Source organism: Geodermatophilus sp. SYSU D00663 (assembly GCF_054050655.1).
The window spans coordinates 199,472-220,849 of sequence record NZ_JBJGZT010000003.1 but is presented as its reverse complement, the minus strand read 5'-3'; the positions used below and the strand labels follow the sequence as shown (position 1 = coordinate 220,849).

At 78.1% G+C, this 21,378-nt stretch carries 21 protein-coding genes and 1 riboswitch; of the genes, 11 read left to right on the top strand and 10 right to left on the bottom strand.

Translation table 11 applies throughout. The features are described 5' to 3' along the window. Window positions 1–32: 32 nt before the first annotated feature. The 5 genes from ACI79Z_RS03970 to ACI79Z_RS03950 all read left to right on the top strand — a co-directional run bounded on the left by ACI79Z_RS03970 (window position 33) and on the right by ACI79Z_RS03950 (window position 6,415). Complete coding sequence (locus ACI79Z_RS03970) at window positions 33–662, top strand: TetR/AcrR family transcriptional regulator (protein ID WP_387987303.1); 630 nt, start codon at window positions 33–35, stop codon at window positions 660–662. Window positions 663–675: 13 nt separating this feature from the next. Then, window positions 676–1,143, top strand: a complete 468-nt coding sequence (locus tag ACI79Z_RS03965; protein WP_456901751.1) for a YunG family protein — start codon at window positions 676–678, stop codon at window positions 1,141–1,143. Between the two features lie 39 nt (window positions 1,144–1,182). Beyond that, window positions 1,183–2,205 (top strand): iron-siderophore ABC transporter substrate-binding protein, encoded by a 1,023-nt coding sequence (locus tag ACI79Z_RS03960; RefSeq protein WP_387987302.1) that lies wholly within the window; start codon window positions 1,183–1,185, stop codon window positions 2,203–2,205. 98 nt (window positions 2,206–2,303) lie between these two features. Continuing rightward, window positions 2,304–2,371: riboswitch (cobalamin riboswitch) on the top strand. A gap of 52 nt (window positions 2,372–2,423) precedes the next feature. Then, window positions 2,424–6,047, top strand: a complete 3,624-nt coding sequence (gene cobN / locus ACI79Z_RS03955; RefSeq protein ID WP_456901750.1) for a cobaltochelatase subunit CobN — start codon at window positions 2,424–2,426, stop codon at window positions 6,045–6,047. Between the two features lie 203 nt (window positions 6,048–6,250). Then, complete coding sequence (locus ACI79Z_RS03950; protein ID WP_387987299.1) at window positions 6,251–6,415, top strand: hypothetical protein; 165 nt, start codon at window positions 6,251–6,253, stop codon at window positions 6,413–6,415. 41 nt (window positions 6,416–6,456) lie between these two features. On the opposite strand, the gene ACI79Z_RS03945 is transcribed toward ACI79Z_RS03950, so the two are convergent. The 3 genes from ACI79Z_RS03945 to ACI79Z_RS03935 are packed head-to-tail and all read right to left on the bottom strand — an operon-like array spanning window position 6,457 to window position 8,311. Further along, window positions 6,457–7,233, bottom strand: coding sequence for an adenosylcobinamide-GDP ribazoletransferase (locus ACI79Z_RS03945; RefSeq protein WP_456901749.1), 777 nt, complete (start codon window positions 7,231–7,233; stop codon window positions 6,457–6,459). Next, complete coding sequence (gene cobU, locus ACI79Z_RS03940; RefSeq protein WP_387987295.1) at window positions 7,230–7,751, bottom strand: bifunctional adenosylcobinamide kinase/adenosylcobinamide-phosphate guanylyltransferase; 522 nt, start codon at window positions 7,749–7,751, stop codon at window positions 7,230–7,232. The genes ACI79Z_RS03945 and cobU overlap by 4 nt, the downstream gene beginning before the upstream one ends. Beyond that, entirely contained in the window at window positions 7,751–8,311 is a 561-nt protein-coding gene (locus ACI79Z_RS03935; protein ID WP_456901748.1) for a histidine phosphatase family protein, read from the bottom strand. The genes cobU and ACI79Z_RS03935 overlap by 1 nt, the downstream gene beginning before the upstream one ends. 64 nt (window positions 8,312–8,375) lie before the next feature. Here ACI79Z_RS03935 and ACI79Z_RS03930 point away from each other — a divergent pair, with 64 nt between their 5' ends. Together ACI79Z_RS03930 and ACI79Z_RS03925 are read left to right on the top strand one after the other, a co-directional pair. Next, window positions 8,376–9,164 (top strand): oxidoreductase, encoded by a 789-nt coding sequence (locus tag ACI79Z_RS03930; protein WP_456901747.1) that lies wholly within the window; start codon window positions 8,376–8,378, stop codon window positions 9,162–9,164. 45 nt (window positions 9,165–9,209) lie between these two features. After that, a complete protein-coding gene (locus ACI79Z_RS03925; protein ID WP_387987291.1) occupies window positions 9,210–10,199 on the top strand; it encodes an aldo/keto reductase in 990 nt (329 codons plus the stop codon). Window positions 10,200–10,225: 26 nt separating this feature from the next. Here ACI79Z_RS03925 and ACI79Z_RS03920 read toward each other — a convergent pair whose 3' ends face one another. Further along, on the bottom strand, window positions 10,226–11,083 hold the full coding sequence (locus ACI79Z_RS03920; RefSeq protein WP_387987289.1) for an HAD family hydrolase: 858 nt from the start codon (window positions 11,081–11,083) through the stop codon (window positions 10,226–10,228). Window positions 11,084–11,210: 127 nt separating this feature from the next. Between ACI79Z_RS03920 and ssd the strand changes: the two genes are divergently transcribed. The 4 genes from ssd to ACI79Z_RS03900 are packed head-to-tail and all read left to right on the top strand — an operon-like array spanning window position 11,211 to window position 14,945. Next, entirely contained in the window at window positions 11,211–12,290 is a 1,080-nt protein-coding gene (gene ssd, locus ACI79Z_RS03915) for a septum site-determining protein Ssd (protein ID WP_387987287.1), read from the top strand. Beyond that, complete coding sequence (locus ACI79Z_RS03910; protein ID WP_387987286.1) at window positions 12,287–13,426, top strand: TadA family conjugal transfer-associated ATPase; 1,140 nt, start codon at window positions 12,287–12,289, stop codon at window positions 13,424–13,426. Before ssd ends, ACI79Z_RS03910 begins: the two co-directional genes overlap by 4 nt. After that, the gene (locus tag ACI79Z_RS03905) at window positions 13,423–14,217 is read left to right on the top strand and encodes a type II secretion system F family protein (protein ID WP_456901746.1); all 795 of its coding nucleotides are present in this window, start codon (window positions 13,423–13,425) and stop codon (window positions 14,215–14,217) included. The genes ACI79Z_RS03910 and ACI79Z_RS03905 overlap by 4 nt, the downstream gene beginning before the upstream one ends. Next, on the top strand, window positions 14,214–14,945 hold the full coding sequence (locus ACI79Z_RS03900) for a type II secretion system F family protein (protein WP_456901745.1): 732 nt from the start codon (window positions 14,214–14,216) through the stop codon (window positions 14,943–14,945). The genes ACI79Z_RS03905 and ACI79Z_RS03900 overlap by 4 nt, the downstream gene beginning before the upstream one ends. A gap of 18 nt (window positions 14,946–14,963) precedes the next feature. Here ACI79Z_RS03900 and ACI79Z_RS03895 read toward each other — a convergent pair whose 3' ends face one another. The 6 genes from ACI79Z_RS03895 to ACI79Z_RS03870 all read right to left on the bottom strand — a co-directional run bounded on the left by ACI79Z_RS03895 (window position 14,964) and on the right by ACI79Z_RS03870 (window position 21,371). Continuing rightward, a complete protein-coding gene (locus tag ACI79Z_RS03895; RefSeq protein WP_456901744.1) occupies window positions 14,964–15,698 on the bottom strand; it encodes a PIG-L deacetylase family protein in 735 nt (244 codons plus the stop codon). Between the two features lie 130 nt (window positions 15,699–15,828). Continuing rightward, entirely contained in the window at window positions 15,829–16,560 is a 732-nt protein-coding gene (locus tag ACI79Z_RS03890) for an HAD family hydrolase (protein WP_456901743.1), read from the bottom strand. Beyond that, window positions 16,557–17,708, bottom strand: a complete 1,152-nt coding sequence (wecB, locus tag ACI79Z_RS03885; RefSeq protein WP_456901742.1) for a non-hydrolyzing UDP-N-acetylglucosamine 2-epimerase — start codon at window positions 17,706–17,708, stop codon at window positions 16,557–16,559. The genes ACI79Z_RS03890 and wecB overlap by 4 nt, the downstream gene beginning before the upstream one ends. Continuing rightward, window positions 17,705–18,766, bottom strand: coding sequence for an ATP-grasp domain-containing protein (locus ACI79Z_RS03880; RefSeq protein ID WP_387987276.1), 1,062 nt, complete (start codon window positions 18,764–18,766; stop codon window positions 17,705–17,707). Before ACI79Z_RS03880 ends, wecB begins: the two co-directional genes overlap by 4 nt. After that, on the bottom strand, window positions 18,763–19,944 hold the full coding sequence (locus ACI79Z_RS03875) for a hypothetical protein (protein ID WP_456901741.1): 1,182 nt from the start codon (window positions 19,942–19,944) through the stop codon (window positions 18,763–18,765). Before ACI79Z_RS03875 ends, ACI79Z_RS03880 begins: the two co-directional genes overlap by 4 nt. Further along, the gene (locus tag ACI79Z_RS03870) at window positions 19,941–21,371 is read right to left on the bottom strand and encodes a glycosyltransferase (protein WP_456901740.1); all 1,431 of its coding nucleotides are present in this window, start codon (window positions 21,369–21,371) and stop codon (window positions 19,941–19,943) included. Before ACI79Z_RS03870 ends, ACI79Z_RS03875 begins: the two co-directional genes overlap by 4 nt. Window positions 21,372–21,378: the final 7 nt, after the last annotated feature.

The window sequence follows — 21,378 nt, the reverse complement described above, 5'->3', positions numbered from 1 at the left end:
TCAAACGAATAGAGCGATGGTATGGTCGAGTGGTGACGGGGGGCAAGAGGGTCTACCGCTCCGAGCTGCGCCAGGAGCAGGCCAGGCGCACCCGCGCGCAGGTGCTCGACGCCGCCACCCGCTGCTTCGTGGAGCGGGGCTATGCCGCGACGACGATGCGCGACGTCGCGGCCGCCGCCGGGGTGTCGGTGCCGACGGTGTTCGCGCAGGGCGGCAAGGCGGCGCTGCTGCTCGCGTGCGTGGACCGCGCGCTCGTGGGCTCCGACGAGGACCGGACGGTGCGGGAGCTGGACCCGTTCGCGCAGCTGCTCGCGGCGCCGGACCGCGCGGGCCGGCTGGCGGCCCTGCGGCGGCTGGTGCTCGAGACCGCGCCCGGGGCGCGGCCGATGCAGGACGTCTTCGCCGCCGCCGCGGCGGCCGACCCGGACGTGCGGCCCGCCTACGAGGAGTACGAGCGCCGTCGCCGTGCCGACACCGCCGTCCTCCTCGGTCCCTTCGCGTCCGACCTGCGGGAGGACCTCGACCTCGACGCGGCGACCGACGTCGCGTGGTCGGTCTTCTCGCCGTCGACGCAGTCCCGGCTGATGGTGGGGTGCGGCTGGCCGGCCGAGCGCTTCGCCGACTGGCTGGCCGACACCCTGGACCGGCTGCTGCTGCGCTGACGTCGTCCCCGTCGTGCAGGGGGGTGTGACTCTCCTCGAGCAGGTGACCGCCGCCGTGCGCGCGGCCTGGTGCCGCGAGACCCGCGACGACAGCGACCTCGCCGACTGGTCGCCCGGCGACCCGGCCCGCGGGCAGCGCGGTGCGACCGCGCTGGTCCTGCACGACCTGCTCGGCGGCGACCTGCTGCTCGCCGAGGTGCGCCGGACCGACGGCTCCCGGCAGGGCGTGCACTGGTGGAACCGGCTGCCCGGCGGCCGCGAGGTCGACCTCACCCGCGAGCAGTTCGCCCTCCACGAGGTCGGGGGGGGGGGGGGCGCGGGTCGTCGTCGGCCCGCCCGGCCTGCCCGGCCACGAGGACGGCGGCGACCGCGGGCAGTGCCTCGGGCTGCGCGCCGCGGTGCTGGACGCCCTCGGCCGGACCACGGGACGGACGTGACCCGGACGGAAACGGGGTGCGGGAGCCCGCTAAGGGGAGGCTAACCTCACCTCGACGACGATCACCGAGGTCAGGAGCCGACCGTGCCGCACCACCCCGCCCCCACCCGCCTGCGGCGCGCGTCGCTGACCGCGGCCGCCGCCGTCCTCGTGGCCGGGCTGGCCGCCTGCGGCGGGACCGCCGACGAGCCCGCGGCCGCGGCCGCGGCCGGGACCGGCGACGGCGCCTTCCCGGTCACCATCGAGAACAGGTTCGGCACCACCGAGATCCCCACCGAGCCGCAGCGCGTGGTCACCGTCGGCTTCAACGACCAGGACTTCGTGCTGGCCCTGGGCGTGACCCCGGTCGGCGAGCGCGAGCTCCTCGGGGACTACGACGCCGCGACCCGCCCCTGGGCGCAGGAGCAGCTGCCGGACGGGGAGATCCCGACCGTGGGCGGCGAGGAGATCGACCTCGAGGCCGTCGCCGCGCTCGAGCCCGACCTGATCGTCGGCGTCTACTCCTTCATGGACGAGACGGTCTACGAACAGCTGTCGGGCATCGCGCCGACGCTCGCGCAGACCGACGAGTACGCCGACGGCGCCACCCCGTGGCAGGAGCAGACCCTGCTCATCGGGCGGGCGCTGGGCCGCGAGGAGGAGGCGCAGGAGCTCGTCGACGACGTCGAGGGCCGGTTCGAGCAGGCGGTCGAGGAGAACCCCGGCTTCGCCGGCAGCTCGCTCGCCGTCGACCTGACCGGCGTCGGCTCGGGCCACTACCTGCTCGGCGCCGACGACCTGCGCACCCAGTTCTTCACCGACCTCGGCTTCACCGTCCCCGACACCAGCGCCGACGTCAGCCAGGAGCGGCTGGACCTGCTGGAGGCGGACGTGCTGGCGGTGAACGGGTACGACCAGGCGGACGCCGACGCGGATGCGCTGTTCTCCGCCCTCGACGTGGTGACCCAGGGGCGCACGGTCCTGCTCGGCGGCTACTCCGGCGACGTGTCCGCCGCGCTCGGCTTCGGCAGCCCGCTCTCGCTGCCCTACCTGCTGGACGAGGTGGTGCCGGCCCTGGCCGCCGCCGCCGACGGCGACCCCTCCACCGCGGTCCCGGTCCTCGGCTGAGGTCCCCGTCCCGTCCCGGCCCCGTCCCCGCCCCCGGCCACGGGGCCGGGGCCGGGGACGTCCGGGCGGTACCGTCTCCCCATCACGGCAGTGCGTGCAGGAAGCCGGTGCGAGCCCGGCGCGGTCCCGCCACTGTGACCCCGGGGAACCGGGGGAGCCGGACACTCCGGCTGCCGTGCCCGACGGCCCGGGGCGCGGACCCCGAGTGAGGACGCTGCGTGTTCGCCCTGCTCTCCACCAGTGACACCGACCTGCTCTCCGCCCGCGCCAGCGGCGCCGACTGGCGGCTGGGCAACCCGGCCCGCCTCGGCGCCGACGGCATCGCGGAGCTGACCGCGGGCGCGCGGCTCGTCGTCGTCCGGATCCTCGGCGTGCGCCGCCAGTACGAGGAGGTGCTCGCGCCGCTGCTGGCCGGGCCCGCGCCGGTCGTCGTCCTCGGCGGGGAGCAGGTGCCCGACGCCGAGCTGATGGAGCTGTCCACCGTCCCGATGGGGGTGGCCACCGAGGCGCACGGCTACCTGGCGCAGGGCGGGCCGGACAACCTGGTGCAGCTGCACCGCTTCCTGTCCGACACCGTGCTGCTCACCGGCGAGGGCTTCGAGCCGCCGTCGGTGGCGCCGGACTGGGGCGTGGTGGAGCGGGCGGGCCGGGGGAGCGGGCCGCGGATCGCCGTCCTCTACTACCGGGCGCACCACCTGGCCGGGAACACCGCGTTCGTCGAGGCGCTGTGCTCCGCGGTCGAGGACGCCGGCGGGCAGGCGCTGCCGGTGTTCGTGAGCTCGCTGCGCAGCGTCCCCGACGACCTGCTCGAGGTGCTGCGCACCGCCGACGCGCTCGTCGTCACGGTGCTGGCCGCCGGCGGCTCCCGGCCGGCGACGGCGTCCGCCGGCGAGGACGACGGCGCCTGGGACGTCGGCCGGCTCGCCGCGCTCGACGTCCCGGTGGTCCAGGGACTGTGCCTGACCCGCTCGCGGGAGGAGTGGCTGGCCGACGACGACGGCCTCTCGCCGCTCGACGTCGGCAACCAGGTGGCCATCCCGGAGTTCGACGGCCGGCTGATCAGCGTGCCGTTCTCCTTCAAGGAGACCGACGCCGACGGCCTCACGCACTACGTCGCCGACCCCGAGCGGGCGGCGCGGGTGGCGGGCACCGCGGTGGCGCACGCCCGGCTGCGGCACACCCCGCCCGCGGAGCGCCGGATCGTGCTCATGCTGTCGGCCTACCCGACCAAGCACGCGCGGATCGGCAACGCCGTCGGCCTGGACACCCCGGCGTCGGTGGTGCGGCTGCTGGCCGCCATGCAGGGGCAGGGCTACGACGTCGGCCCGTTCGACGGTCCCGACGCGCTGCCCGGCGTGGCCGACCTCGACGGCGACGCGCTGTTCCACGCGCTCATCGCGGCGGGCGGGCAGGACGCCGACTGGCTGACCGAGGAGCAGCTGTCGGGCAACCCGGTGCGCATCCCGGCCGCGGAGTACCGGCGCTTCTTCGACACCCTGCCGGAGGACCTCCGCGACGCGATGGTCGAGCACTGGGGCGAGGCGCCCGGGTCGCTGTTCGTGGACGGCTCCGGGGACGACCGGGCCATCGTCTTCGCCGCGCTGCGGGCGGGCAACGTCGTCGTGATGGTGCAGCCGCCGCGCGGCTTCGGCGAGAACCCGATCGCGATCTACCACGACCCCGACCTGCCGCCCTCGCACCACTACCTGGCCGCCTACTGGTGGCTGCGGTCGGTCTTCGGCGCGCACGCGCTGGTGCACGTCGGCAAGCACGGCAACACGGAGTGGCTGCCGGGCAAGACCGTGGGGCTGTCGGCCTCCTGCGGGCCCGACGCCGCGATCGGCGACCTGCCGCTGGTCTACCCGTTCCTGGTCAACGACCCGGGGGAGGGCTCACAGGCCAAGCGCCGCGCGCACGCCACGCTGGTCGACCACATGGTCCCGCCGATGGCGCGCGCCGACTCCTACGGCGACATCGCCCGCCTGGAGCAGCTGCTCGACGAGCACGCCAACGTGGCGGCGATGGACCCGGCCAAGCTGCCCGCCGTCCGGGCGCAGATCTGGACGCTGCTGCAGGCCGCCAAGCTCGACCACGACCTGGGCCTCGCCGAGCGGCCGGAGGACGACCACTTCGACGAGATGATCCTGCACGTCGACGGCTGGCTCTGCGAGATCAAGGACTCGCAGATCCGCGACGGCCTGCACGTCCTCGGCGTCCCGCCGTCGGGGCAGGACCGGGTGGACCTCGTGCTGGCGATGCTGCGGGCGCGGCAGATCTGGGGCGGCGCGGTGGCGCTGCCCGGGCTGCGCGAGGCGCTGGGGCTGACCGAGGACGGCACCGCCGGGCGCGCGGCCACCGACGAGGTGGAGGCGCTGGCGGCTGCGCTGGTCTCGGGGATGGAGGAGGCCGGCTGGACGATCGGCGCCGTCGGCCCGGTGGTGCGCGAGGTGCTCGGGCGCGAGGACTCCGCCGTCGCGGACGTGCTGCGGTTCGCCGTCGACGAGGTGGTGCCGCGGCTGGAGCGCACCACCGACGAACTGGACGCCACGCTGCACGCCCTCGACGGCGGCTACGTGCCGGCCGGGCCGTCGGGCTCGCCGCTGCGCGGGCTGGTCAACGTGCTGCCGACCGGCCGGAACTTCTACTCGGTCGACCCGCGCGCGGTGCCGTCACGGCTGGCGTGGGAGACCGGCCAGGCGATGGCCGACTCGCTGCTCGAGCGCTACCGCGCCGACACGGGGGAGTGGCCGCGCTCGGTGGGGCTGTCGGTGTGGGGGACCTCGGCGATGCGGACCTCCGGCGACGACGTCGCCGAGGTGCTCGCGCTGCTCGGCGTCCGCCCGGTGTGGGACGACGCCTCGCGGCGGGTGACGTCGCTGGAGCCGGTGCCGCTCGACGAGCTCGGCCGGCCGCGGATCGACGTCACCGTGCGCATCTCCGGCTTCTTCCGGGACGCCTTCCCGCACGTGGTGACGATGCTCGACGACGCGGTGACGCTGGTGGCCGCCCTCGACGAGTCCCCCGAGCAGAACTTCGTCCGCGCCCACGTCGACGCCGACGTCGCCGGGCACGGCGACCGGCGGCGGGCCACCACCCGGGTGTTCGGCTCCAAGCCCGGCGCCTACGGGGCGGGGCTGCTGTCGCTGATCGACTCCCGGGACTGGCGCGGCGACGCCGACCTCGCCGAGGTGTACGCGGTGTGGGGCGGCTACGCCTACGGCCGCGACCTCGACGGCGTGCAGGCCCGGCCGGACATGGAGGCGGCGTACCGGCGGATCGCGGTGGCGGCGAAGAACGTCGACACCCGCGAGCACGACATCGCCGACTCCGACGACTACTTCCAGTACCACGGCGGGATGGTGGCGACGGTCCGCGCGCTGACCGGGCGCGCGCCGGCGGCCTACATCGGCGACTCGACCCGGCCGGAGCAGGTGCGCACCCGCTCGCTGACCGAGGAGACCTCGCGGGTGTTCCGCGCGCGGGTGGTCAACCCGAAGTGGCTGTCGGCGATGCGCCGGCACGGCTACAAGGGCGCCTTCGAGCTGGCCGCGACCGTCGACTACCTGTTCGGCTACGACGCGACGACCGGCGTGGTGGCCGACTGGATGTACGAGAAGCTCACCGAGACCTACGTGCTCGACCCGGAGAACCGCGAGTTCATGGAGCGGTCCAACCCGTGGGCGCTGCACGGCATCGCCGAGCGGCTGCTGGAGGCGGTCGACCGGGGCATGTGGGCCGAGCCGGACCCGGAGCTGCTGGCCGGGCTGCGGCAGGCCTACCTCGACACCGAGGGCGACCTCGAGGGCGGTGGGACGCCGGCCCAGTCGGGGGCGCCGGCCTGAGGGAGGACCCTCCTGCCCCCGCACCGCTCGCGAGCTGGCGGCCGGCCTCTGCAGGAGGGCCGATCGCCCGGTTCACGCGGCCGCTCGCCGGGTAGTCGATCTCCATGGGCATCCTGAACCGACTCCTGGGCACTGCTGAGACCACGGCTCGTCGCGGAGCCGCCGGGGGCCGCGCCGCCGCCGGCCGCGCCACCGGACGCGGGATGGGGCGGGGCACCGCCGGGCGCGGCATGCCGTCCGGCCGCGGCATGGGGCGCTCGCGGATGGCGACCCCGACGCCGACCCGGCGCTTCGGCCGCGGCACGCCGACGACCGCCGCCTCCGGCGGGCTGGGCCGCCTGCTCGGCTCGCTGACCGGCCGCCGCTGAACCGCGGGGGCTGAAGCCCCCACGGACAGCACCATCCGCCGCTAGGGCACCGAGGCGGCGGCGACCAGCAGGACGACGGTCGCTGCCGCCTCGCCCATCGCGCCCATCACGTCCCCGGTGACGCCGCCGAGGCGGGCCGTCGCGCGGGCGTGGACGAGCTCGGCCGCGAGCAGGCCGGCCACCGCGGCCCCGCCCAGCGCCGCCGCGGTCCCCGGGCCGCCGGCCGCCCACCCCGTCGCGGCGGCACCGCCGACCACGAGCAGCCCCCACCCCGCGAGCCAGGGCGCCGACACCGTGCCGGCCACCGCCCGCCCCAGCGACGACCCCTCGGCCGTCGGCGTGCCGGGCAGCCCGGTGCGGGCCATCGCCAGCCGCGCCACGACCACCGCCGTCCACAGCGCCAGCCAGCCGCCGTCGGCCGCCAGCAGCGCCGACCCCGCCGCCGCCTGCAGCAGCAGGGCGAGGACCAGCGTCACCACCCCGAACGGGCCGACGTCCCCCTGGTGCATGACCTGCAGCGCCCGCTCCCGGCCGCGCAGCGGACCCAGACCGTCGGCGGTGTCGGCCAGCCCGTCCAGGTGGAGCGCCCGGGTCAGCCAGGCGAGCACGGCGAGCGCCGCCACGGCACCGGTCAGCGGGGACACCAGGTGCGCGCCGAGCACGCCGACCCCGGCCGCGACCCCGCCGAGCGCCAGCCCGACCAGCGGCGCCCACGGCAGCACCCCGCGGGTGGACGTCGTCCCGGCGGCGGGGACGCGCACCACGGTGAGCAGCGCGACCGACTCCAGCGGGCCGGCCCACCTCGGCCGGTGCGTCACCGCAGCCGCTGCGGCAGCCCGGCGACGACGAACCACACCTCGTCCGCGGTGCCGGCCAGCCGCTGGTTGACCTCGCCGAGGGTGTCGCGGAACAGCCGGCCCGCGCGGGACTCCGGCACCACGCCCAGACCCACCTCGTCGCTGACCGCCACCACGTGCGCCGGGGTCATCGCCCAGGCGTTGACCAGCGCGTCGACCCGCCCGGCCAGCCGGTCGAGGGCGGCGGGCCCGTCGGTCCACACGCCGGTCTCGTCCATGAGCGCCGCGACCCACGTGGTCACGCTGTCGACCAGCACCGTCCCGCCGCGCAGCAGGTCGCTGGGCGCCGTGGTCTCCAGCGTCGTCCAGCCGGCCGGTCGGCGGGCGCGGTGCGCGGCGACCCGCCGGGTCCACTCGGCGTCGTCCGGCGCCGGTGCCGAGGTGGCCAGGTAGACGACGCCGGGCCGGTCGGCCACCAGCGACTCGGCGTGCGCCGACTTCCCCGACCGCGACCCGCCCAGCACCAGCACCCGCGCCATCAGCCGACCGCCCCCGCGAGCTGCAGCCGGGTGACCGTGCCGTTGTGCGGCGTCACCGCCGGCATCTCCGCGGGGCCCAGCCCGGCGGCGACCGCCTGGGCGGCGCGGATGGTGTCGCCGTGGGTGACCAGCGCGACGACCTCCGCCGGCGGGTCCGCCCGCAGCCGGCCGAGGAGGGCCGCGACCCGGGCGTGCAGGTCGGCCAGGCTCTCCCCGCCCTCGGCCGCCCAGCGCGGGTCGGTCCAGTCGACGACGTCCCACAGCTCCCGCGACGGCCGCCCCTCGAGCACGCCGTAGCCCTGCTCGCGCAGCGCCGGCGTGGTGGTGAACGCCAGACCGGTCGCGGCGGCGCAGTGCTCGGCGGTCTGCACCGCCCGCAGCAGGTCGCTGGACAGCATCGCGCCCGGCCCGAGCGCCGCGAGCTCGCGGGCCGCGGCCCGCGCCTGGTCGTGTCCCCGGTCGGTGAGCGGGACGTGCGCCGTCTGGCCCTGCATCAGCCCGGCGGCGTTCCAGGTGCTCTGCCCGTGCCGGACGAGGAGGAGGGTGAGCGGGCGGGCCATGGTGGTCGCCGAGCGTAGGGCAGGCGGGCGCGGGCCCCGGGGCCGGTGCTCGTACCGTCGGGACGTGACCATCCCCGTCCGTCCCGGCGCCGGCCGTCCCGCCGCCGCGCCGACCGGCCCCGACCCGCTGGCCCCGCTGCTCGACCTCCCCGGGGTCCGGGAGGCCGCCGACGCCGCCCGCGCCGGCATCGACCGGCTGCTGGCCCACCGGCTCATGCGCAACCGGTCGGCCGAGGTCAGCACCGAGTCGGCGCTGCGCGGGGCCCGCGCGTCCGCGGCCCTGGACGGCGTCGACGTCCCGCTGGCCGACCTGCGCGCGGGCTCGGTCGACGACCCGGTCGTGCAGGGCTCGCTGCGGGTGTCGGTGGGGCTGGGCTCGCTGGTCGACACGTGGGCGAAGGCCCCCGGGCAGGTGCTCGCCCGGCTGCACGTGCTGGCCGCCGCCGACCTCACCGACCGCGCCGGTCTCGGCCGCCCCGGCCCGCACGCCGGCCCGCGGCTGACCGGCCTGTTCCAGGTGGTGACCGGCACCTCGACCGTCCCCGCGGTGCTGGTGGCCGGACTCGTGCACGGCGAGCTCGCGGCCCTGGAGCCCTTCGGCACCGCCGACGGCGTCGTCGCCCGGGCGGCCGCCCGGCTGACCACCATCGGCCGCGGCCTGGACCCCAAGGCCGTGTCGGTGCCCGAGGTCGGCTTCGTCGACCTGGGCGCCGACGCCTACCGCGACCGGCTGGCCGGCTACGCCGCGGGCGGACCCGACGGCGTCGCCGCCTGGCTGGTGCACTGCTGCCGCGCCACCGAGCTCGGCGCTCGCGAGGGGCTGGCCATCGCCGAGGCGATCCTGCGCGGCTGACCGGCCCGCCCTGCGCCCGGTGCGGGCGCGGCGCACAGTGAGGGGATGCGCCACCTCGACGTCGACGGGCTCGGCCGGGTCAGCCGGATCGGGCTGGGCACCTGGCAGTTCGGGTCCCGCGAGTGGGGCTACGGCGAGGGCTACGCCGAGGGCACCGCGCGTGACGTCGTCCGCCGGGCGCGGGACCTCGGCGTCACGCTGTTCGACACCGCGGAGATCTACGGCTTCGGCCGCAGCGAGCGCATCCTCGGCGAGGCGCTGGGGGAGGAGCGCGGCGAGGTCGTCGTCGCCTCGAAGGTCTTCCCGGTGGCGCCGTTCCCGCCCGTGGTCCGGTCCCGGTTCGAGGGCAGCGCCCGGCGGCTGGGCCTGACGCGGATCCCGCTGTACCAGGTGCACCAGCCCAACCCGGTCGTCCCCGACAGCGTGGTCATGCCGGGCCTGCGGCAGCTGCTCGACGAGGACCGCATCGGCGCCGCCGGCGTCTCGAACTACTCCCTGGCCCGCTGGCGGGCGGCCGACGCGGCGCTGGGCCGGCCGGTCCTCACCAACCAGGTGCAGTTCTCCCTCGTCCGGCCCGGGGCGCTCGAGGACCTGGTGCCCTTCGCCGAGCGCGAGGGGCGCGTCGTCATCGCCTACAGCCCCCTGGCGCAGGGCCTGCTCGGCGGCCGGTACGGCGTGGAGAACCGGCCCGGCGGGGTGCGCGCGGCCAACCCGCTGTTCGGCACGGAGAACCTGCGGCGCGCGCAGCCGCTGCTCGACGTCCTGCGCGAGGTCGCCGCCGCGCACGGGGTCCGGCCCGGGACGATCGCGCTGGCCTGGCTGGTCTCGCTGCCCCGGGTGGTGGTCATCCCCGGTGCCTCGAGCGTGGAGCAGGTGGAGGCCAACGCCGCGGCCGGCGACGTCGACCTGCGGCCCGACGAGCAGGCGGCGCTCACCGCGGCGGCGCGCGCGTTCACCCCGGTGTCCGGCGTCCGCACCCTGGTCGACGGCGTCCGGGAGCGGGTGGACGGGCTGCGCGGGCGGCTGGGCGTCTGAGCGGGCGAGGCCCGATCGACGGGCGCTCAGGCGCCCCGGCGCCGCCACCGGGCGGCGGCCGGGGCCGCCGCGGTCGCAGCGGCCGCCACGGCGGGCACGGTGCGCAGCGACCGCCGCCGCGCGTACCAGGCCAGCCCGGCGACCGCCGCGCCCACGCCCATCGCGGCGCCGGTGACCACCGGCGCCGGCGGCACGGCGAAGCGCGAGCGCATCGACACCGGCCGGGTGAACTCCAGCACCGGCCAGCCGCGCTCGGCGGCCACCTTGCGCAGCGCCCGGTCGGGGTTGACCGCCGTCGGGTGCCCGACCGCGGTGAGCATCGGCAGGTCGGTGACCGAGTCGCTGTAGGCATGGCAGTCGGCCAGGTCGTAGCCGTTCTCGGCGGCCACCCGCCGCATCGCCTCGGCCTTGTTCTCCCCGTACGCGTAGAACTCGATCTCGCCGGTGTAGCGGCCGTCGACGGTCACCATCCGGGTGGCCACCACCCGGTCGGCGCCGAGCATCTCGCCGATCGGCTCCACCATCTCCGCGCCGCTGCTGGAGACGATGACGATCTCCCGCCCCGCCGCCCGGTGGGACTCGATGAGGTCGGCCGCCTCGGCGTAGACCAGCGGGTCCACGACCTCGTGCAGCGTCTCCCGGACGATCTCGTGCACCGTCGCGACGTCCCAGCCGGTCGCCATGTCGGTGATCTGCGCCCGCATCCGCTCCATCTGCTGCGCGTCGGCGCCGGAGAGGGAGAAGACGAACTGCGCGTAGGCGCCCTTGAGCACGGCGCGGCGGTTGATCAGCCCGCCCGCGAAGAAGGGACGACCGAAGGCCAGGGTGCTGGACTTGGCGATGACGGTCTTGTCCAGGTCGAAGAACGCCGCGGCGTGCGTCACGGTTCACGACTGTAAGCGGACGTCCCGGGTGTGACGGGTCTCGCAACCCCGTCCACACCCTTTCGGGTCGTCCACAGTTGCCCGGTCCGGCACGCGCGCACCGGCCGTCCGCGATGGGCTCCGGCGCGTGCCCCCGCGTCCGGTCCCCCCGCCGTCCCGTCCGCTGGTCGTCTGCGCCGACGAGGACCTCCTCGACGACGTCCTGCGCGTCCTCGCCGCCGCCGGCACCGAGCCCGAGGTGGCCACCGGCGGGACGGCGCTGCGCCGCGCCCACCGGGACGCCGCGCTGGTGCTGCTCGGCGCGGACGTCCTCGACAGCCCGGCGGTGCGCGCCCTGCCCCGCCGCCCGGGCGTGGTCGTCGTCGCGCCCAGCGCCCTGCCGGCGCCGGCCTGGGCGGCCGCGGTGGAGCGCGGCGCCGAGCGCGTCGCCGTGCTGCCCGACGACGAGGCGTGGCTGGCCGCCCGGGCGGGGGAGGCGGGGCGGTCGCCGGTGGCGCGCGGCTGGCTGGCCGTCGTCGGCGGCAGCTGCGGCGGGGCGGGCGTCAGCACGCTGGCCACCGCCCTCGCCGTGGCCGCCGCCAGGCGCGAGGGCGTCCTGCTGGTCGACGCCGACCCGTGGGGCGGCGGGCTGGACCTGCTGCTCGGCGCCGAGGACGCCGAGGGGCTGCGCTGGCCGGAGCTGACCGGGGTGCGCGGCCGGGTGGACGGGGACGCGCTGCTCGCCGCGCTGCCCACGGCCGCCGGGGTGCACGTCCTCGCCGCGGCGCGCGACGACCCGGCGCCGGTGCCGGCCGAGGCGCTCGCCGCCGTCGTCGACGCCGCGCGGGACCGCGGGCTGCCGGTGGTGGTGGACCTGCCGCGCACGGCGGCGCCCGACCCGGCGGCGGAGGCGGTGCTGGCCGAGGCCGACCTGGCGCTGCTGGTCGTGCCCGCCCGGCTGCGCGCCGCCTCGGCCGCCCGGGCGCTGGTGGCGGGGGCGCCCTGGTCGGCAGCCCGGCTGGTGGTGCGCACCGTCCCGGGCGGCCTGTCCGCCGCGGAGGTGGCCGCCGTGGCCGGGCGGCCGGTGCTCGCCGAGCTGGGGCACGACCGCGGCGCGCTGCCCCGGGGCGAGCGCGGCGAGCCGCCGTCGGTGGCGCCGCGCAGCCCGCTGGGCGCGCTCGTCCGCCGGCTGCTCGGTGAGCTGTCCCGGCCGGAGCGGGCGGCGTGAGCGGCCTGCCGCTGGTCGAGCGCGTGCGCGCCCGGCTGGCGCTGGAGCCGGGGCCGCCGAGCCGGGCCGCGGTGGCGGCGCTCGTGCGCGAGGAGGCCGGCCTGCTCGGCGAGACCGACGTCCTCGCCGCGGTGCGCGACGCGGTCGCCGAGCTGGCCGGAGCCGGGCCGCTGGAGCCGCTGCTGCGGGCGCCCGGCGTCACCGACGTGCTGGTCAACGGCCCGGCCGAGGTGTGGGTGGACCGGGGGAGCGGCCTGGAACCCGCGGACGTGCGGTTCCCCGACGAGGACGCCGTCCGCCGGCTCGCGGTCCGGCTGGCCGCCAGCGCCGGGCGCCGCCTCGACGACGCCGCGCCGTGGGTCGACGCGGGCCTGCCCGACGGCACCCGGCTGCACGCGGTGCTGCCGCCGGTCTCGGCCGCGGGCACCTGCCTGTCGCTGCGGGTGCTGCGGCGGTGCTCCCTCGGTCTGGCCGAGCTCGCCGCGCGCGGGACGCTGCCGGGGCGGTCGGAGGCGCTGCTGCGGGCGGTGCTCCGGCGGCGGCTGGCCTTCCTGGTCACCGGGGGCACCGGGTCGGGCAAGACCACGCTGCTCTCGGCGCTGCTCGGCGAGGTGCCGCCGGGCGAGCGCGTGGTCCTCTGCGAGGACGCGCCGGAGCTCACCCCGGCGCACCCGCACGTCGTCCGGCTGCTCACCCGCCCGCCGAACGTGGAGGGCGCCGGGCAGGTGACCCTGCGCGACCTCGTGCGCCAGGCACTGCGCATGCGGCCCGACCGGCTGGTGGTCGGCGAGGTCCGCGGCGCGGAGGTCACCGACCTGCTGGCCGCGCTCAACACCGGGCACGACGGCGGCTGCGGCACCCTGCACGCCAACCGGCCGGGGGAGGTGCCCGCGCGGCTCGAGGCGCTGGGCGTGGCGGCCGGCCTGGACCGGCGGGCGGTGCACAGCCAGGCTGCGGCCGCGCTCGCGGTGGTCGTGCACCTGCGGCGCACCCCGGCGGGCCGCCGGGTGGCGGAGGTCGGGGTGGTGCGCCGCGACGGCGACCTCGTGGCCGTCGACGCCGGTTGGCGGGCCGACGGCGGCCCGTGTCCCGGCGCGGACCGGCTGGCCGCCCTCCTCGACGGCGGGACGGCGTGACCGCGGCGCTGGCGGCGGGCGCCCTGGCGCTGCTGCTGTGGCCCGGCGGGGCGGCCCGACGGCGGGCGCGGCTGCGCCGGCTCACCGGGGCGCGCCGCCCGGTACGGGGGCCGCTGGTCGCGGCTCCGCGGTCCTGGCCGGTCCTCGCCGCGGTCGCGGGAGCCGCCGCCGGGGCGCTGGCCGGCCCGCCGCTGGTCGCCGTCCTGGCCGGTGCGGCCGCCGCCGGGGCCGCCCGGGCGGGTGCCCGGCGGCGCGCGCTGCGCCGGGACGAGCAGGACCTCGACGTCCTCGCCGACGCCCTGGCCGCCCTGGCCGCGGAGCTGCGCAGCGGCCGGCCGCTCGACGCGGCGACCGCGGCGGCGGTGGCGGTGGTCCCCGATCCCGACGGCGCCCGGGCGCTCGCCCGTGCCCTCCGCGCGCCGGCCACCGTGCCGGCGGAGGCGAGGTCGGAGCTCGGCCGGGCGCACGGGCGGCTCGCGGCGGCGGTCGAGCTCAGCGGCCGGACGGGGTGCTCGCTGGCCGCCGTCGCCGGGGCGGTGGAGGACGACCTGCGGGCCCGCCGGCGTCAGCGGGAGGAGCTGCGCTCGGTGACCGCCGGACCGCTGGCCAGCGCCGCGCTGCTGGCCGGGCTGCCGCTGCTGGCGCTCGCCATGGGCAGCGGCATCGGCGCCGACCCGTGGGCGGTGCTCACCACGACGGTGCCCGGGCAGGCGTTGCTCGTCGCCGGGGTGGCGCTGGAGGCGGCGGGGCTGGCCTGGTCGGCGCGGCTGGTCCGGCGGGCGCTGCGGTGAGCGCCGCGGGAGCCCAGGCGTCGGTGCTGCTGGCGCTCGCCGGCGCGCTGGCCGCGTGGCCGACACCGGCGGTGCGCCGCACGGCCCGGCTGCGTGCCCTCGGCGCGCCCGCCGTGCCGGAGCGGCCGCCGGAGGGGACTCCCGGCCCGCTCCGGCGGCTGGTGCTCCCCGTCCTCGCCGGTGCCGCCACGGCCCTGCTCGTCGGCGGCGCGGCCGGGGTGGTGCTGGGAGCGGTCGGGGCGGTGCTCGCCGACCGGTGGCTGCGGCGGGCGCCCGGCGCGGGGCCGGCGCCCGCGCCGCTGGCCGCCGACCTGCCGGTGGCCTGCGACCTGCTCGGTGTCTGCCTCGGCGCCGGGCTGCCGGTCGGCGCGGCGCTCGCCGCGGTGGCGGCGGCCGTGCCGGGACCGCTGGGTCCCGCGCTGGCCGACGTCGCCGGCCGGCTGCGTCTCGGGGCCGCGCCCCGCACGGCGTGGCACGACGTGCCGCCCGAGCTGGCCGGGCTGGGCCGGGTCCTGGTGCGCGCGGGGGAGTCGGGAGCGGCGGCGGTGCCGGCCCTGCGCGTGCTGGCGGCGGAGGCGCGGACGGCCGCGCGGAGCCGGGCCGAGGCGGGCGTGCGCCGGGCGGGGGTGTGGGTGCTCGCGCCGCTCGGGCTGTGCTTCCTGCCGGCGTTCGTGTGCCTGGGCATCGCGCCGATGGTCATCGGCATCGCCGGCCAGGTGTTCGGGTGACTCCCGGGGTGAGGGCCGTCAGCGGCGGCCGGCGGGCATCGCGGAGGTGTGGGCCGGCACGAGCGCCCAGGCCGCGGGGACCGACGCGGGGACCGCCGGTGCGGCCGGGGCGAGGTCGAGCACCATCCGCGTGGGCTGGAAGGCCTCGGCGTAGCCGATGCGGGCCTGCGCGCCCCAGTGGCGGGCGGAGGCCACGACGGCGTCCGGCTCGACCATCGCCGAGCGCTCCACCTGGGAGGCGTGCGCGGCGAGGGCGTCGAGCTTGCCGGCGAGGTGCGCGGTGACGTCGACGTACACGCTCGGCGCGAAGGCCAGCGTCGAGGGGCTCTGGTAGTGCAGGACCCGCGGCAGGCGCCGGGCGGCGCCCAGGGTGGCGGCGGCGATGGCGCGGTGGTCCTGGTGGCTGTCGTCGGGGGCGTGCACGTAGACGAGGTCGGCGGCAGTCTCCCGCAGCACCTGCTCGATGCGGCGGACGGTGCCCGAGTCGGCCACGACCTCGCAGTCCCGCAGCCCGCCCCAGGCCAGCCGCGCGCCGATCAGCTCGGCCGCGCGCTGCTGCTCGGCGCGCCGGCCGGCGATCTGGCCGTCGTCGCCGGGGCCGTTCTCGCCCCCGGTCATCACGAGCATGGTCACCGTGTCCCCGGCCGCCACGTGCGCCATCAGCGCGCCGCCGCAGCCGAGCTCGATGTCGTCGGGGTGGGCGCCGATGGCCAGGACGCTGCGCCCGGGGCCCCTCGTCGTCGTGCTGTCCACGGCCGCCGTCCTCTGCTCGCCAGGGGCGGCCTCCCCGCCCGACACCTGTCCATCGGCGCCGCCGGCGGCGCCCTCCAGCGTGGCGACCGGACCTCCCCCGTCGGGGGGAGATCCGGTGGTGCGCAACCCGTCAGACGGCGACGGCCCGGGCTGCCACCGCGAGGGCGAGCTCCGCGGCCTCGGGGAACGAGCCGGTCGCCGCCCACGGGGCGGGGACGTCAGGCGCCGCCGCGTACTCGCCCTGCCGGACGCGGATCGCCCGCGCGCCCACGGCCGCGGCGACGGCGACGTCCTTGCCGGGGCGGTCACCGATCACCAGCACCCGGTCGGCGGGGACGCCCAGGCGCGCGGCGAGGGCGAGCAGCCCCTGCGGGGCGGGCTTGCGCGCGGCCCGGCCGCCGAGGGTGTCGGTGACCAGCACCGCGGTCAGCAGCGGGCCGAGCCCGGTCGCGGCGAGCTTGGCCGCCTGGATGGCCGGGTTGCCGTCGGTGAGGCAGCCGACCGGCACGGCGCCGGCCAGCGCCGCGAGGGCCTCGCGGACGCCGGGGTAGGGATCCAGCCGCTCCGGCGCGCACGCCGTGAACGCGGCGACCAGCGGCGGCACGAGCCGGGCCAGGGCGCCGGCGGGCACCGCGGCGGCGAGCAGCGCGCGGTCGATCGTCCCGCCGGCGTCGGACCCGGCCGCCAGCTCCGCGACGAGCGCCGCGTGCACCGCGTCGCCGTCCAGCCCGGCGGCGCCGGCGGCGGTCCCGACGGCCGCCGCGGCCGCGGCCAGGTAGGCGGCCTGCGGGTAGAGGGTGTCGTCCAGGTCGACGACGACGGCCAGCGGCGGCGGGCCGTCCCACCCCGGCACGGTGCTCACCAGGGCAGCCGGCCGTCGGTGAAGTCGGGCTCGCCCAGCGCCAGCAGGGCGTCGGTGGCCTCGTCGGCGAGGACGGCCGCCACCTGCGGTCCGGTGGTGCCGTCCCCGTAGGGGCAGGGCAGGCCGGCGGCGCGGGCCTGCCCCGCAGCGCTGGTGTGCGCGGCGGCCGCGGCCAGGACGGCGTCGGCGGCGCAGTCGTCGGCCAGGCCGGCCAGCGTGGTGGTGCCGGCCTCGACCCCCTCCCACCGCGGCGTCGAGCCGCGCAGCACGACCACCGGGACGCCCAGGTAGGCGGCCTCCTCCTGGATGCCGCCGGAGTCGGTGACCGCCAGCCGGGCCGAGGCCAGCGCGGCCAGCAGGGTGTCGTGGTCGACCGGGCCGCTGCGGGTGATCGCCGGGTGGTCGAGCTCGGCGTCCATGCCGGCGTCCGCCAGGCGGGCCGCGGTCCGCGGGTGCACCGGGAAGGTCACCGGCCCGACCCGGTCGGCCAGCGCGCGGACGACGCCCACCAGGCGCTCGAGCCGCACCGGGTCGTCGACGTTGGTGGGGCGGTGCGCGGTCACCAGCACGCCGGACCGCTGCGCCACCGGCACCGGGCGGACCCCGCGGGTGACGAGCGTGTCCACCACCGGGTTGCCGACCACGAACACCCGCTCGGCGGGCACGCCCTCGGCGGCGAGGAACGCCGCGGCCCGCCGGGTCGGGGCCAGGTGCAGGGCGGCCACCGCCGCGGCCACCCGCCGGTTGACCTCCTCCACGCTGCGCGGGTTGAGGCTGCGCAGCCCGGCCTCGAGGTGGGCGAACGGCACGCCGGCGCCGCGGGCGGCCAGCGCGTAGGCGGGCACGGTGTTCGTGTCGCCCAGCGCCAGGACCACGTCGGGCCGGAACCGGGCCACCGCCCGGGCGGCGTCGGCGTGCAGCGCGCCGTACCGGGCGGCGGGGTCGTCGGCCGGCAGCACGAACCGGCAGGTGGGCGCGAGGCCGAGGGTCTCCTGCAGCCGGGTGGAGAGCGCGGGGTCGGTGTGCTGGCCGGTGTCCACGACGTCGACCCGGTGTCCCGCGGCGGTCAGGGCGGCCACCACCGGGGCGAGCTTGACCACCTCGGGGCGGGTCCCGAAGGGCACCAGGACGTGCCTGCGGCGGCTCACGCGGACACTGCCTGCGCGGCGCACGGGTCGGTCACCGGGGTGCCGTCCTCGGCGGTGTAGGTCTCGGCGAAGTAGCGGCTCATCCGCACGCCCGGGGTGAACCACAGGTGCGGCAGCCGGGCCTGCGGGTCGCGGATGCCGGTGAGGTGGGCGCTCACGACGTCGGCGCCGGCGGCCAGCGTCAGCGGCAGCCCACCCGAGAACCGCGGGTTGATCTCGACCACGGTGGCCCGGCCGTCGTCGCCGACGAAGCCCTGCACGTTCGCCGGGCCGGTCAGCCGCACCGCCTCCAGCGCGCCGGCGACCACGTCGGTGACGGTGGGGGAGTCGAAGGTGGTGCCCTTGACCGAGATGCCGGCCCGGGTGTCGTCGCGCCAGCGCGGCACCACGGTGAGCAGCCCGCCGTCGCGGCCGACGAGGGCGTCGGCGGTGAACTCGCGCCCCTCGAGCCGGGTCTGCGCGATGAGCGAGGCGTCCTCGGCGAGGGCGTCGGCCACCGCGGAGCGGGCGTCGAGCAGCCGGACGCCGCGGCTGCCGCGCCCGGCGCGCGGCTTGACCACCCACGGGCCCGGGACCCGCACCAGCCCGGCGGGGGTGTCGGTGGTCGCGGGATGGGGGACGCCGGCGTCGCGCAGCGTGCGGGCGAACGCGGCCTTGTCGCAGCACAGCTCCACGCTGTCCGCCGACGGCAGCCAGGTGGCCACCCCGGCCGCGGCCAGCTGCTCCGCGCCGGCGATGAGGGCGGGCAGCTCCTCGGCGACCGTGCCGATCAGCGCGTCCGCGCCGTGCGTCGTCGCGAGGGACACGAGGGCGTCGACGAAGCGCACGTGGTCCGCCCGGGGGACGACCGCGCCGACGGTGGCCAGCGCCGCGCCGGCGGCGGTCCAGTCGGCGTCCACGCCGACCACCCGGTGACCCAGGGCGACCAGGCGGCGGACGACCGCGACCCCGGCCGGGCCACCCGCCCCCGTGACGAGGACGGCGGGGCGCGCCGCGTCCGGGTCCGCGTGCCGGCCGCCGGACGGGGGCGCGGGCGCGGGGTGCAGGGTCGAGGTCACCGGGGCGTCTCCGAGTCGTGCGGGCGGGCGAAGCTGGCGGGGTGCGGGGCAGCGGGACCGGGCGCCGGCGCGGGAGAGGCGGGTGGCGGCGCGGCGGGGCGGCCGGTGGGCGGCACCGCGATCCGCGCGACCGGGACCGTCGGCTGCGCCGGAACCGGCCGGGAGGACAGGCCGTCGTCGACGGCCGGCCGGGCCAGCAGCCACCCCCGCGCCCACAGCCGCAGCGCGGCCACCCGGGTGTCGGTGACCGGCTCCCACTGCCGCGCGGCGACGCACTCGGCCAGGCAGTCAAGGACCGCGAGGTCGGTCTCGTAGGTGGCCACGGCCACGAGCGAGGCGCCGTGCGCGCCGAGGCCGTCGGCGGCCAGCTCGCGGACGCGCTCGGCCCGGTGGTCCGGGGGCAGGTGGCCGAGCCGGTAGTCCACGCGCGCGGACTCGCGGCGGGCGGCCAGCCAGGCCGACAGCCGGCGGGGGTAGACGTGGCGGTGCAGCAGCCCGGTGACCGTGGTGCGCCGCCGCCGGGCGCGCCGCTCGTCACCCTCCGGGTCGCGGTAGCCCAGGCCCGGACGGGCCCAGCTGTCGGGACGGCGGGCGGTGTGCCGGCCCGACACGTCCTGCTCGGCACGCTCGAGGGCCGGCAGGGTGATCCACACCATGAGCAGGAAGCCGCCGAGGGTGGCGACCAGGTTCCACACCGTGCCGACCCAGTCGTGGAAGAGGACCAGCGCACCCTCGCCCCACAGCAGGCCCGCCCCCGCGGACAGCAGCAGCCGGCCGTGGTTGAGCAGCAGCAGCGCCGCGACGGCGACCAGCAGCCCCCCGACGGCGTGCAGCTTGCGGCTGCGCAGCACGACCGCGGTCAGCGCGGTCAGCCCCAGCACCGACAGCACCGACGAGCACGACGCCGTCACGACCGCGTCGATAATCCCGCCGTCGCCGGGGAAGAGCAGCACGTGCTGCGGCAGCACGCCCGAGACCTGGCCCGGTGCGATCCAGCCGAGCACCGTCGCCACGCCGGCCGCCTCGACCACCTGGAGCGGGCCGGACAGGTGGCGGAAGCCGAGCACGCAGATCACGGCGGCGAGCGCGAGGTCGAGCAGCACCGGCACCAGCCGGCGGTTCGTCCCCCGCCATGCCCGCCGGCGGACGGGCGGAGCCGCGAGGCCGGCGGCGCTCACCGCTGCTCCCCGGGGGTGGCGGCGAACGACGGCGGCCGGCCGGCGAGCTCCGCCGCGACGGGATCGGTGGCGGCCACCGCGACGGCAGGTGCTGCCGGCAGCACGGTCGAGGTGGCGCCGGACCGGCTCGTCTTCACCCAGCTGTAGGGCCGCCCGAGCATCCCGTCGACGTAGGCACGGGACGTGATCCAGATCGACAGCGCGAACGCGGGCAGGAAGCCCAGCAGCCGCCAGGCCGACCGCCGCTCCACCCGGCCGACCAGCAACCCGACGCACAGCTCGGCGAGCGGGCCGATGAACAGCAGCATCGACAGCGGCAGCAGCCCGACGACCGGCAGGTCCCCAATGCCGAACGCGCGCAGGACGGTGAGCAGCAGGCCCAGCCCGGACAGCATCGGCACGTGGTAGACGCCGAGGAACAGCGTCGTCTCGACCTTCTCCAGCGGGGACAGGTGCGGCGAGCGCACCAGCGGCCGCCAGTAGTCGCGCAGGCACTTCTGGTGGCCGCGGGCCCAGCGGTAGCGCTGCTTCCAGAACCGCTGGGCGCTGACCACCGCCTCCTCGAAGTCGATGGCCGAGACGTCGTAGCGCACCCGCTGCCCGGCCATGAGGACGCGCAGCGTGAGGTCGGTGTCCTCGGTGACCGTCTCGGGGTTCCAGCCGCCGAGCGCGCGCAGCGTGCTCATCCGCACCGCGCAGTTGGCGCCGCCGTAGGCGGGCAGCTCGAACAGCGCCTGGCGGCCGTACTCGTTGACCAGGTAGCCGGAGAGGTAGTCGACGAAGACGACGCCGGCCATGGAGGAGTCCTTGCCGTTGCGGATCACGCACCGGCCCATGACCGCCCCGACCACCGGGTCGCGGAAGTGCCGGACCAGCCGGCGCAGCGATGAGGGCTCGGGCTCGTGGTCGGCGTCGAAGACCAGCACGACCTCGGCGTCGACCAGGTCGAGGGCCTCGTTGAGCGCGCCGGACTTCCCCCCGCCGGCGCCGGGCGGCCGGTGCAGCACGCGCAACCGCGGCTCGCGCGCGGCCCACGCGTCGAGCTTCGCGCCGGTCGCGTCGTCGGACCCGTCCTCGACGACGACGAGCGTGAGCCGGTCGGCCGGGTAGTCCAGCGCGAGCAGCGCCGACACCATCCCGTCCACGACGAGCTCCTCGTTCTTGCAGCCGACGAGCACCGCGACCGGCGGGGTGTAGGTGTCCAGGCCGACGTCGGCGGCGAGCAGGTCGCGCTCGGCCCAGCGGGCGGCCGCGACGGCGAAGGCGAGGTGCCGGCAGAAGTAGACGCCGAACACCACGTTGAGCGCACCGGCGACGACGCCGAGGGTCGGGTCGAGCCCGAACGCGACGGCGGCGGCGGCGAGGGCGACGACGTAGCCGGCCAGGACGAGGGGGCGGCCCTCGGGGCGGTCGGTGCCGTGCGCCACGGGTCCT

Bases quoted from the DNA above. Each gene is read 5' to 3' on its own strand.
- ACI79Z_RS03950 (WP_387987299.1), top strand. From the start codon at position 6,251: ATGGGGCGGGGCACCGCCGGGCGCGGCATGCCGTCCGGCCGCGGCATG.
- cobU (WP_387987295.1), bottom strand. From the start codon at position 7,751: ATGGCGCGGGTGCTGGTGCTGGGCGGGTCGCGGTCGGGGAAGTCGGCG.
- ACI79Z_RS03935 (WP_456901748.1), bottom strand. From the start codon at position 8,311: ATGGCCCGCCCGCTCACCCTCCTCCTCGTCCGGCACGGGCAGAGCACC.
- ACI79Z_RS03925 (WP_387987291.1), top strand. From the start codon at position 9,210: ATGCGCCACCTCGACGTCGACGGGCTCGGCCGGGTCAGCCGGATCGGG.